The sequence below is a fragment of the Clostridium pascui genome (assembly GCF_016908015.1).
In the GTDB taxonomy this organism is placed as follows: Bacteria; Bacillota; Clostridia; order Clostridiales; family Clostridiaceae; genus Clostridium_AK; species Clostridium_AK pascui.
This window is the reverse complement of sequence record NZ_JAFBDB010000001.1, coordinates 688,903-701,327: the sequence shown is the minus strand read 5'-3', so window position 1 is coordinate 701,327 and position 12,425 is coordinate 688,903. Positions and strand designations below refer to the sequence as shown.

The 12,425-nt window shown below is 32.1% G+C and carries 14 protein-coding genes; all 14 read left to right on the top strand.

Features of this window, described 5'->3' with window-relative positions; genetic code table 11:
* The first annotated feature begins 1 nt into the window (after position 1).
* The 14 genes from JOC70_RS03860 (at position 2) to JOC70_RS03795 (ending at position 12,423) form a co-directional block, all read left to right on the top strand.
* Entirely contained in the window at positions 2 to 469 is a 468-nt protein-coding gene (locus JOC70_RS03860) for a DUF5651 domain-containing protein (protein ID WP_204597563.1), read from the top strand.
* A 6-nt stretch (positions 470 to 475) separates the two neighbouring features.
* The gene (locus tag JOC70_RS03855) at positions 476 to 2,341 is read left to right on the top strand and encodes a phage/plasmid primase, P4 family (protein WP_204597562.1); all 1,866 of its coding nucleotides are present in this window, start codon (positions 476 to 478) and stop codon (positions 2,339 to 2,341) included.
* A 133-nt stretch (positions 2,342 to 2,474) separates the two neighbouring features.
* The gene (locus JOC70_RS03850; RefSeq protein ID WP_204597561.1) at positions 2,475 to 2,753 is read left to right on the top strand and encodes a hypothetical protein; all 279 of its coding nucleotides are present in this window, start codon (positions 2,475 to 2,477) and stop codon (positions 2,751 to 2,753) included.
* A gap of 443 nt (positions 2,754 to 3,196) precedes the next feature.
* Positions 3,197 to 3,634: a hypothetical protein gene (locus tag JOC70_RS03845; RefSeq protein WP_204597560.1), complete on the top strand. Its 438-nt coding sequence runs from the start codon at positions 3,197 to 3,199 to the stop codon at positions 3,632 to 3,634.
* A 192-nt stretch (positions 3,635 to 3,826) separates the two neighbouring features.
* Positions 3,827 to 4,315, top strand: coding sequence for a terminase small subunit (locus JOC70_RS03840; RefSeq protein WP_204597559.1), 489 nt, complete (start codon positions 3,827 to 3,829; stop codon positions 4,313 to 4,315).
* A gap of 162 nt (positions 4,316 to 4,477) precedes the next feature.
* A complete protein-coding gene (locus JOC70_RS03835; protein WP_204597558.1) occupies positions 4,478 to 5,074 on the top strand; it encodes a recombinase family protein in 597 nt (198 codons plus the stop codon).
* 40 nt (positions 5,075 to 5,114) lie between these two features.
* Positions 5,115 to 6,416: a PBSX family phage terminase large subunit gene (locus JOC70_RS03830; protein WP_204597557.1), complete on the top strand. Its 1,302-nt coding sequence runs from the start codon at positions 5,115 to 5,117 to the stop codon at positions 6,414 to 6,416.
* Complete coding sequence (locus JOC70_RS03825; RefSeq protein WP_204597556.1) at positions 6,416 to 7,840, top strand: phage portal protein; 1,425 nt, start codon at positions 6,416 to 6,418, stop codon at positions 7,838 to 7,840. Before JOC70_RS03830 ends, JOC70_RS03825 begins: the two co-directional genes overlap by 1 nt.
* 294 nt (positions 7,841 to 8,134) lie before the next feature.
* Entirely contained in the window at positions 8,135 to 9,784 is a 1,650-nt protein-coding gene (locus JOC70_RS03820) for a structural protein (RefSeq protein WP_204597555.1), read from the top strand.
* Positions 9,781 to 9,984 (top strand): hypothetical protein, encoded by a 204-nt coding sequence (locus tag JOC70_RS03815; RefSeq protein WP_204597554.1) that lies wholly within the window; start codon positions 9,781 to 9,783, stop codon positions 9,982 to 9,984. Before JOC70_RS03820 ends, JOC70_RS03815 begins: the two co-directional genes overlap by 4 nt.
* 112 nt (positions 9,985 to 10,096) lie before the next feature.
* On the top strand, positions 10,097 to 10,714 hold the full coding sequence (locus JOC70_RS03810) for a phage scaffolding protein (RefSeq protein WP_204597553.1): 618 nt from the start codon (positions 10,097 to 10,099) through the stop codon (positions 10,712 to 10,714).
* Between the two features lie 18 nt (positions 10,715 to 10,732).
* Positions 10,733 to 11,092, top strand: a complete 360-nt coding sequence (locus JOC70_RS03805; RefSeq protein WP_204597552.1) for a hypothetical protein — start codon at positions 10,733 to 10,735, stop codon at positions 11,090 to 11,092.
* Between the two features lie 19 nt (positions 11,093 to 11,111).
* Positions 11,112 to 12,146, top strand: coding sequence for a major capsid protein (locus JOC70_RS03800; RefSeq protein WP_204597551.1), 1,035 nt, complete (start codon positions 11,112 to 11,114; stop codon positions 12,144 to 12,146).
* A 58-nt stretch (positions 12,147 to 12,204) separates the two neighbouring features.
* Positions 12,205 to 12,423: a DUF7210 family protein gene (locus JOC70_RS03795; protein ID WP_204597550.1), complete on the top strand. Its 219-nt coding sequence runs from the start codon at positions 12,205 to 12,207 to the stop codon at positions 12,421 to 12,423.
* The last annotated feature ends 2 nt before the right edge of the window (positions 12,424 to 12,425 follow it).

Sequence of the window (12,425 nt, the reverse complement as noted above, 5' to 3'; positions counted from 1 at the left end):
TATGTTAAAGGATTATTTAAATAAAGAGGAGCGAGTACAGCTCCTTTTCCTTAAAAAATATATAGATAATATTGACGAAATGTTAAATAATAATAACCTTACTAAAGAAGAACATAAGGCACTTAAAACAGCTAGAACTTGGGGGCTTAAAGGTTTTAATAGTAAGGCTAAAAGATTAAATAATAGTGCTATAAAAACGTTTTGGAATAGTGTTAAGAACGCTTATATAAATGTAGAAGATAGATATGCCGTTGAAATGTATAACCAAAAATTAAGTAGTAAACTAGATGATTGTTATGAAATGAACAGAGATTATTACAAACTAGTCGAATTAATATTTTATTATAATTGCAGGAATTGCGATAAATGCAATAATGATTGTGAAATATACAAGGAATTTGAAGAACGTTGCATTCCAGAGCCAACTGGAGAGGATCTAGGAAATTGTAGATATAGTTACAAGGAGTGATAACTAATGTGGAAAGGATATATACCTACTGGGGGTAAAGATGGAAAAACACCTACAGAAGACTACAAAAATAGAACTGAATTTTATTCTTTAAAAGATGTTGAAACCCTACAAGGTTATGGAGGCGTATTACAAGATGATTTAATACAAATAGATGTAGATGATGGATCACAAGCTGATGCACTATATGAAATAATTAAAGATATGAATGTTAACACTAGTGTACTTCAGACATCTAGAGGGAAACATTTTTACTTTATTAACACAAACATAGATAAAAGAAAGCAAGGGTATTATACCGCGTTAGGATCAAAAATAGATGTTGGTTTAGGAGTTCAAAATGCAGTAGTACCTCTTAAAATCAAAGGGAGAAAGCGTAAGCTCTTACAAACCACTGATACTCCAGATATACTTCCAATATGGTTGAGGCCACTAACTAAAAGGGAAATTAACTTCTCGAGCATGAGTGAAGGTGATGGAAGAAATCAAGCTTTATTTAATTATATTCTAATCTTACAGAGTAATGGTTTTACTAAGGAAGAAATAAGAGAAACTATAAGGATTATAAATAAATACATTCTCCAGGAGCCACTAGATGAGCGTGAGATTGAAACAATCTTACGTGATGAAGCTTTCATGAAAGAGAGTTTCTATATAAAAAGTAAATTACAATATGAAAAGTTAGCAACCTATCTGAGAGATAACGAGAAAATCATAAAAATAAATGATGAATTGCATATGTATAAAGATGGTTACTATAGCAGCGACATGAAAGAAATTGAAAAAGTTATGCTTAAATATATAAACAACTCTACCAACAGTATTAGAACAGAAGTTATAAGATATCTAGAGTTAATATGTCAAAATACAAAAATGTCTAATCCAAAATATATAGCACTAAGTAATGGGATATTTGACTTAGAATCTAAAAAATTATTAGAATTTAGCAGCACCTATATAATTAAAAATAAAATTCCATGGTCATATAACCCTAACGCGTATAACGAAACTATGGATAAGACTTTAGATAAAATATGCTGTAATGATAAGAACTTAAGGTTGCTAACAGAAGAAATGATTGGGTACACGTTATTCAGGAGAAATGAATTGGGTAAGGCCTTTATACTTACTGGTCAAGGTGCTAATGGAAAATCTACACTACTTGAAGTGCTAAATGAATTATTAGGGGAAGACAATATAGCTTCAGTATCCTTAGAAGAGCTTAATCATAGGTTTAAGACCTTTCAGCTTGAGGGGAAGCTTGCAAATATAGGTGATGATATTTCTAATAAATATATTGAGGATAATAGTACTTTTAAGAAATTAGTTACAGGAGAAAAAGTCAATGTAGAGAGAAAGGGAAGAGATCCATTTGACTTTAAAAATTACTCTAAATTAATTTTTAGTGCTAATGAGTTACCACGAATAAATGATTTATCAGGAGGACTTAAAAGAAGACTAATATTTATTCCTTTTAATGCTACATTTTCAAAACGTGATAAAGACTATGATCCTTTTATACTAGACAAGCTAACAAGTCCAGAAGCTATAGAATATTTACTCAAATTAGCACTCAATGGATTGAATAGAACACTTAACAATCATTCATTCACTTACGCAAAAGTGTGTGATGACGTTTGGGAAGAGTATGAAGCAATTAATAATCCAGTAGTAGCATTTTTAGAGGATAATGATATAGAAAATGAACCAGTAAATGAAGTTTATTTAAGGTATTCAAGCTGGTGTAGTGAAAATGGTCTTAAGAGTGTATCCAAACCTGTTTTTGGTAGAGAAGTTAAAAAGCAAGGTTATAATTCAGATACTGTAATTAGAGTTAATGGAAAGCAAAAAAGAGTTTATAAGAAAATATAATATGAAATAATCAGTAAATAAAATATAAAAATAAGTTCTTTGAAAATTGAATAATGCGGTATTAATGTAAAGTAAATAATGTTAATATATAAAATATATAGAACAAAAAACATATATTAACAGGAGGGTTCGTATGGATAAAGGTGAGATTGAGAAAACAATCAAAGCATATTTAGAAAATGGAATAGTCACTAAGAAAGACGTTGATAGTATGGGTGGTTATTCATTGGCAAAAAAACTTCATGAAGAATTAGATGATTATTTAAAGAAAAATGGTTTAGCAGATGAGTCTAACTTAACACAAATTTGGGCACAAGATAAATCTGATTATCAAGATGTAATATACGATACAAATATTTATTCATATAGTGAAGTAAAAGAGTATATGAATAAATATGTTTTAAATAAATAATTTTATGAAAAATACCGTATTATTCAGAAGAATGAATTCTACGGTATTTTTTATGTCATTATAATTGGATGATTCAAGAAACTGCTATTGTTACAGATAAATGACCTATCTGTAATACCTCTCCAACATAGTAATAGCAACAGTTACAGCAGTATCTTATAATACACTTTGTTACAATAAAGCGTAAATATCTGTAACACCTTATAAACTAGCAATATCAACGGTTTATGTCTGGTGTGTTACAGGGTTACAGATATTTTCAACTTCTTTATATAAAAATATATTTAAAATAAAAATATATAATATATAAAAGAAATTATATATAAATATGTAACGCTTTTTTTGTAACAAATTAGGCGTAAAGCATTGATATTCCTACATTGTTATTGTTACAAATACCATTAAAAAATGTTACAAATAAACATAAAAAAGAGGTGAATCACATGAATTTATATAAAAAAACGGAGGCAATATTATATAATTATAAAAAAACTAAGATTGAAATAAAAAATCTAGTATTAGATCTTGAAGCGCTAGAAAATGATTATCAAGGTGTACAAGCAATAGGATATGAGGAACGCTCTTCACCAACGAATGCATTTAATAGCAGTGTAGAGAATGAGATAATAAAAAGAGATGAAAATATATTAAAACTTAGAAATAAAATAAGACTTAAAGAAATTGAAATAGAAAAAGTAGATAATGTACTTAACTCTTTAAATGAAAGAGATAAGTATATTATTAAAGAATATTATATAGAACGTAATCAACTAAAAAATATAAGTAAGCATATTAATTTAGAAGAAAGTTATTTATCTAGTTATAAGAGTAAATTAATTAAAGATATCTCAAATATAATGTTTTTACAAGAACAATATTAGAAAATACTTAGAAACATCTTGTATCATGCTAATATATTAAGGTTAAAAAGGTTATATAATAGTATCATAGAGAAAGACGTTAAGAGGAGAAAGTCGATTTATGACTTTCTTTTTTTTATGTCCTTTTTAGGGTAAAAAGTACCCTATTAGGGGTGAAAAAGGTATAAAAAAGGGTGTAAAGGGGGTGAGAAAATGGCCAAATTAACCGCAAAACAGAAACGATTTTGTAATGAGTATCTAATTGACTTAAACGCCACTCAAGCCGCCATTCGTGCGGGTTATAGCGTTGAAACTGCGGGATCAATAGGAAATGAGAACTTGAAAAAACCTTTAATAGCCGCGTACCTTGAAAAGCGTATGGCAAATCGTGAAAAGAGAACCGAAATAACCCAAGATAAAGTTTTAAATGAATTGGCTAAGATCGGCTTTGCTAATATTGATGATTATGTTGAGGTTGAAGATCACGGATCTTATAAAGATGTAAAAATAAAAGCGACCAAAGATATTCCAGATGATAAGATCTCGGCAATTTCTTCTATTAAACAGGGGCCAAACGGCATAGAGGTTAAATTACATGATAAGGTAAGAGCCTTGGAGAATCTTGGCCGCCATTTGGGTATGTTTAAGGACAAAATTGAAATATCCGGAACAAATGAAATTAAGGTAACTTTAGAAGATTAATAAGTTTCAATAGAGTACAGTTCTATGAAACAAACTAAAATTAATGATTTAAGTTGCAATAGAGTTCTAAAAATATATTTGAAACGTTGCACAATAAACATTGATTCTTTTGAAACACCTTGTTATAATTAGAGTATAAATTAATAGTGAGGTGTTTCAATAATGAGAATATATGGATATATGCGTGTAAGTACAAAAAATCAAAACTTAGATCGACAATTTGTGGAGTTAAAAAAATATGTTGATGAAAGATACATATTTCAAGATAAACAAAGCGGGAAAGACTTTGAAAGAAAAGAATATCAATTAATGCGTAAAGTGGCCCAAAAGGGTGATACGATTTACATTAAGTCATTGGATAGATTGGGAAGAAATAAAAAGCAGATCAAAGAGGAACTAGAATACTTTCAAAATGAAGGTGTAAGGGTGAAGGTTTTGGACATTCCAACTACAATGATGGAGATTCAAGAGGGCCAAGAATGGTTAATCAATATGATTAATAATTTATTGGTTGAGGTATTGGCAACAATGGCTGAGCAAGAAAGAAATAATATTCTACAAAGACAGGCCGAAGGAATTGCAATCGCCAAGGAAAACGGCAAATATAAAGGCCGTAAAAAAATTGAGGTTGATGGTACTTTTAAAGCTGCATACGATAAGTGGAAAGCCGGAGAGATCACCGCAACAAAGGCCATGGAATTAACCGGATTAAAAAAGAACACCTTTTATAGAAGAGTTAAAGAATACGAGAACGCATAGGCGTTCTTTTTTTATGTGCAAATGAAAGGAGGCTTAACAATTGGAACCGCTTAAGATCACCATTAAGAAAGAAATATTTAACGATGCTTATTTACCACAATTACAGAATTACCAAAGCAGATTCAACGTTTATTATGGTGGTGCCGGTTCCGGTAAATCTCATTTCGTTGTACAAAAGATGATACTTAAATACTTGGAATTTCCGAACCGAAAATGTTTGGTAATCCGTAAGGTTGGTAATTCGTTAAGGGATTCCATTTTTGAGTTATTTAAAACGGTGCTAAGTGATTGGCAGCTATTGAATAGGTGTGAGGTAAAGGATTCTTTATTGCATATCATATTACCAAATGGAAGTATATTCATATTTAAGGGCCTTGATGATTCTGAAAAGATCAAATCAATAGCCAACATCGACGATATAATCGTGGAAGAATGTACCGAAATAGATAAACAAGAGTTTTCACAATTAGGGTTAAGACTTAGATCAAAGAACCCATATAATCAAATTCATGTAATGTTTAACCCAATTTCAAAATCGAATTGGGTTTATGAAATGTGGTTCCAAAATGGATATGATTCAAGCGATACCGTTGTGATAAAAACCACATATAAGGATAATAAATTTTTACCGGATGATTATATTAATGCGTTACTTAAAATGAAAGAAACCGATCCGGTATATTATAGGATCTATGCGCTTGGTGAGTTTGCATCATTGGATAAGCTTATTTATACAAATTGGGAAGAACTTGACTTCAATTGGCGCGAGTTAATGAAAGAAAGACCATACGTCATAGCATCATTTGCGCTTGATTTTGGATACATAAACGATCCTAGCGCATTTGTGGCCATGATCGGCGATCTAGTCCATAAAGAGATCTATATATTTGATGAGTTTTATGAAAAAGGCTTGATGAATGATGCCTTGGCGCAAAAGATCATCAAGAAAGGATATGGAAAAGAAATCATATTTGCCGATAGTGCCGAGCGAAAGTCCATTGATGAGATCAAGAAATATGGAGTACCAAGGATTAAACCCGCCAAGAAGGGTAAGGATTCGATCATCAATGGTATTCAGTTCCTTAAGCAATTTAAAATATATGTTCACCCATCATGTGTGAACACTATTGAAGAATTAAAGAATTATGCTTGGAAAAAGGACAAGATTACCAAGGAGTATATTAATGTGCCTATCGATATGTATAACCATTGTTTAGATGCTGCGAGATATGGAGCACAAGGGTTTAAGATAGGTAACACCACATATGATCGTAAGATCTATGGTAAAGGTAAAGGCGTGATAAGAATTGGCAAGACAAAGCGAGGGGGGAAGGTATTTTAATGAGTACCATTAAAGAACAATTATTAAAGTTAGATGCTGCAGAACTGGAAGAAAGAAAAGCATCCTTACGCGATTTCCTTTTCTATCATGGAGAATGTGACGATAAAGAGGTAGCACAAACAAATGCGGATTTATTAGGCCAAAACTGGATCACAATTGATGATCTTGATTATGTACCATCACAGATCATAGATAACAAAATCAAGCCTTTGATAAATAAACAGGCCCGTTTTATGTTTAGCCGTAAGCCAGATATATTTCTTAAGGCTTATGATAATGCCAATGCTGATGCCGTACATGAATTAAATCAGTATATAAATATGATCTTGGATGCTAATAAGTTTTGGAGTGAAACTATGAAAGCTTTCAGATTGGCCACAGTAACAAAGAGAGTAATGTTGAGGTTAGAGGCCAACCCTAATATGCCTGTTCGATTATATTGGCATGGAATTAACGATTTTACATATGAAGTCGATCCAAACGATCCAAGTAATTTAACAAAGGTAATATTAGTTAAGCAAGATCCAAATACTATGGGTAAGATATTGGAACATCAAAGATGGTTTAGATACACATATTTTATTGAAGGTGGCCAATGTAATCTTATGACCGAGGTTTTCAATGGCAACCAACTAGATTCACCCATCGAGAGTAAGACTATTCTCACAAAGCTTACGAGAATACCATGTTGGGTAGTGTGTAATGAACAAAGCATTGGTGAATCACACGGCGTAAGTGATCTTAAGGATCTTAGGCCATTACAAGATCAATATAATAGAAAGCTTTCCGATTTCAGCGATGCGTTAAGGTTTAATATGTTTGGACAGGATGTATTTATCGACGCAACCGCGGAAACTGTTAATAATGTTAAGGTTGCACCTAATAGTGTTGTGGCCCTTGTATCACTGGATGATAAAAAAGCCGATTATAAGAAGGTTGAAAATACTTTCTCAAATGCAACACCCGTTAAGATGTTTTTAGACACCCTTAATGATAGTATGTATGAGAAATTGGCAATACCAAAACCGGAAGAAATGAGAACCATTGTTAGTGGTAAGGCCTTTAAATATATGTTTACTGAATTAATGGCCCGATGCGATGAAAAATGGATAGATTGGGAGCCAGTATTTGTACAACTAGTACAAATGATCGTTGAATCATGTAGTAAATTTAATTGTTATGGTGATTGGCAGAAGGAGTGGGGTTCTCTTTCTTATAATGTAATAATTAAGAGAAATTATCCTATACCAGAGGATGTTGAGGATAAGAAACGATTGGCCATGGAGGAAGTGAGTGCCAATGTAAGGAGCCGTCGTAGTTATATAAAAGAGTTTAGCGATGATGAAACTTATGAGGCATTATTTACAGAAGTGTGCGAAGATCTTGCGAAAATCACTGCAGCAGAAAACGAACTATTTAATTAACTTGTTACCATCATTATGTTATAATCATTTATAACGTGGAGGTGGATAAATTTGGGCGAATTTATATTTGCATGGTTGTTTTATGCTTTGGGTTTAATATGCTTTCTTTCTATGGTTGTATGTGCGATTAATGGGCCATGGTTTAAAGGGTATACCAAACGTGAAGCGTGTACCATATATAGTTTAATTGCAATTTTTGCATTATATATGTGGTATGCACTATTATATTTTCATATATATGTATAACGCCGGTTGATGGCGTTTTTTTAATGCTCAAAAACGGGGTGATGAGGATTGAATGAATACTTAAAACTAATTGATGAGGCTCAAAAGAAAAGAATCAAGCTTACGACGGATCAAGTTAAGGTCATCAGAAATATGTATAATGAAATATGGCGAGATCTTATGGAAAGATCAAGAAATGCAAAGAGTGGATCAATTAATGAACGATGGTTAGAAGATTTCCGAAAGCAATTCAGATCCGCGGCAAGGGAATTAAGTAAGGCATTAGAATTGAAAATCACCGGAGCCATGGAACAATCTGCAACATATGCTGCAGAGATACAAAGTAAAATGTTTGATATGTTGGCCATAGATCCAGACTTTTCAAATATGTTTACAAGAATACCAAAAGAGGCGTTAGCTGAATTAGTTAACGGAGGTTTTTATAAGGATGGTAAGGGCCTTTCAAAACGTATATGGAATAATGAAAAGAAGATTAATGCAGATTTTGATTATATAATACAAAAGGGCCTTGCCGAGAAAAGATCCATAGTGGATATTGCGGAGGATCTATCCAAATATGTTAACCCAAATGCTAAAAGGGATATGGATTTTAAAAGAATATATCCCAATATAGGTAATAGGAAGATTGAATATAATTCATTTAGATTGGCCGTAACCTCAATATCTCACGCATATCAATTAAGTATGCAAAGATCTTGTAAGGCTAATCCTTTTGTGGAGGGTATTCAATGGCATACTAGTAATTCACACCGTAATACTTGTAGCATTTGTCTAAGTAGAAACGGGAAAATCTATAAGTCAGATGAATTACCATTAGATCATCCCAATGGAATATGTTATTTTACCCCAGCGATTAAAAAATCCATGGAGGACATAGGATTAGAGTTAAGGAATTGGGTTAATGGTGGAAAAAATAGCAAGTTGGATGCTTGGTATAATCGGTATGGTGAACCATTGAGTGAAGAAAATAATTTATTTAGGAAAAACAATAAAGATACTTACAATATTAACTATATGTCAAATAGGTTTGTACCTAAGTTTGGTGAAGAACAAGAAGTTAAGCTAGGTAATTTGGTAATAAAAGAAAAGAAAGTAGCTAACAGCCAATTTAATATGTGGACTGATATTGATACAACAAATAAAAACAAAGCCGTAAGGTTATATGAAAAGAAAATTAAAAGTATTAAAGATAATTTACCACAACGGTTGGAACTACCTAAAATTTCAATTATAAATTTTGAAAAAGTTGGCTTGAATAAAAAAGCAATAGGAGGTTACCAAAGGCAAATTAATACAATATTTATGAATAGTAAGTATGACACAGATGCTAAAATATTAAAATATCTAAAAGGCAAAGAAGGATATTTTGCAAGCATAGAATCAACCTCACCACTGCTACATGAATTAGGACATAAATATCATTATGATTTAGTAGAATTAATTGCAAACCAAAAAAGATTAAGTTATAATAATGCTAAAGAAATATTTGATAGTGAAATTGAGAACTATATCTTAAGTAAATCTTTAACCCCTAATATGTTTATTGAAGTTCAGTTAAGTGGATATGCAGCTGATAGTTATATTGGGATCGATAGAGTTAATGAAATTATTGCAGAATACTTCAGCATTAGAGATAATAATAAAACAGAATTAGTTCAATTTATAGAAGATTATATAAAAGGAGTTGAAAAAACATGATGATTGTGGATGAAAGATATGAAATAACACGTAAATTAGCAAGAGTATTTGAACCATACATTGTTATGGGAAATGCTCGTGATTATTTAGAAGCTACAATAAGAGAGGATGCACCACAAAATGCAAAAGATGCTCATAAGGAATATATTAAAATAACAAACAAAATATTAGAAGATAGAGCAAAATCAATATTCTCATAATTAAGCACTTACTTAGGTAAAATTGTAAGTGCTTTTTTCATACCCAAAATTAATGGGGCCTTGTGAAAACAGGGCCTTTTTTATGTGAAAAATTAAGGAAGGAAGATGTAAGATGGCAAAGTTAAAAGAGATTTTAGGGGATGCATTTAATCAAATACCCGAAGATTTACAAAAGAAGTATGAAAATATCGATCTTGTGGATGGTACGGAGTATGTTAAAAAGTCCGACTATGACGAATTAGACAAGAACGCGAAACAGTATAAGAAGGATATTTTAAAGAGAGATCAAGATCTTAAGGATCTTAAGGAAAAAGTTAAGGACAATGAGGAATTAAACAAAGAGATCATAAGACTTCAAGGTGAGAATGAAAAGGCCAACGAAGATCACGAGGCTGAAATTAAAAAGTTTAAATTTGATGCGGCCTTAGAAAAGAAGTTAGGTGAGTACAAACCTAAAAATTTAGGAATCCTTAAAAAAGCCTTAGAAATGGAGAAAATCAGCCTTGATGGTGACAATATATTAGGTTTGGAAGAACAGATCACAAGGTTAAAAGAATCAGATTCATATTTATTTAGTGAAGAATCACCACAAGGTGGCACAGGATCATTAGGTGGTGGATCTAGTTTAATTGATGATAAGAAAGGCCAATTAAGTTTGGGTGCTAGGTTAGCAGAACAAAGAAAGAGTGCGAACCAAGTTACAGAGCTTCAAAATAAATTTTTCAGTTAAAGATTAGGAGGATTAGAAATGAGTTATGAAAAGCAAACAACCTACATGGGCGAAAATAAGTCCATCTTAAAACTATCGGGTGAATTATTTCAAAACGTGAGTGTCAAAGCTGCAAAGGCTGATCTTACGGCTGCCTTAAATGCCGATGAGGTATTACCGGCGGGAACTATACTTACACAAGATGGTAAGTTTGTTGATGGAACTACCATTGCAGATGATAAGGCTTACGGCTTAGTTTATAGGGATGTAAACTTCAAATATTCCAATGGTAATGAAAGTGTACCAGTAACGGTATTTGGATTCATAAATGAATCAGCGTTACCGGTTAAACCATCAACAACGGCAAAAGCAGCTATGAAAATGCTTTTATTTGTATAATTTTAAGGAGGATTAGGAAATGGATTGGAGAGATATTATAAACGTTAAGGAAATAGCAACTTACATCACAGAATTAGCACCAGAAACAACTATCGGTGAGGCGTTATTCCCAAGAAAGAAACAACTAGGCATGGAACTTAAATATATCAAAGGAGCAAAGCAAAAACCGGTTGTGTTAAAACCTTCAACTTTTGACGTTGCCGTTAAAGTAAGAGCACTTAAAGCACAAGTTGATGAGGTTACAAAGGATATGCCATTTTTCAAAGAATCAGTAATGATAAATGAAAAAGATAGACAAGATTTATTATTAGCTATACAGGCAAACAACCAAGATCTTATAAATGCTATCGTATTAAAGATCTTTGACAATTACAATGATCTAGTAGATGGCGGAGATATGCAAATGGAAAGAATGAGGATGCAATTACTTTCAGATGGTGGAGTGATCTCTATTGTTTCAGATGATGGTGATATAGTTTTCGATTTTGGAGTACCGGCAAAACATAAAGAGGTTTTAAGTGGCACATCTAAATGGAGCGATACAGTAAATTCAAATCCTATAACTGATATTATCAGATGGGTTAGAAAAATGAGGGATGAAGGTAAGATCGTTAATAGAGCGATTTTAGATTCAACTACTTTTGGATGGGTAACGGCTAATGAAAACATTAGAAAAGCTGCTTATCCATTAAACCCAAATTATATTGCATCGGATGATGAGATCAAGGCATTTGTTCAAAATAAAACAGGTGTGGCCCTTGCGGTAGTAAGTGGAACTTATAAACTTGAAGATAGTTCGGAACAACCATATTTCCCAAGTGGTAAATTTACATTAATCCCAACTGGAACACTTGGAGCGACTTACTACGGAACAACTCCAGAGGAGGCAGATAAGATGTTTAATCAAGGTGCAGACGTAGCGATCGTAAGAACAGGAATTGCTATAATGACGATGAAGAAAAGAGATCCAGTGACAGTACAAACAAAGGTATCACAATTAGGTATGCCGAGTTTTGAGGCTGCAGATGATTGTTTCTTTGCTACAGTAAACTAATTTATGGCAGCCTTTACGGGTTGTCATTTATATTTTAATTAAGAAAGGATTGATTAATTTGGCTAAAAAATTATTTGTTGCTAAAGCATTAGTAAATATTACTCATAATTTTAAATCTGTTAAGATTGGGGAATCTTTTAAAGTTAGTTTAGATGATGCAAAAGAATTATTAAAAAATAAATACATTGAAATGATTGATGAGATGCCATCAGAAAATGAGGGTGAAAATAATGGTGAAGATAACAATGAAAATGAGGATTCAAAAGGCGGTGAATAGTC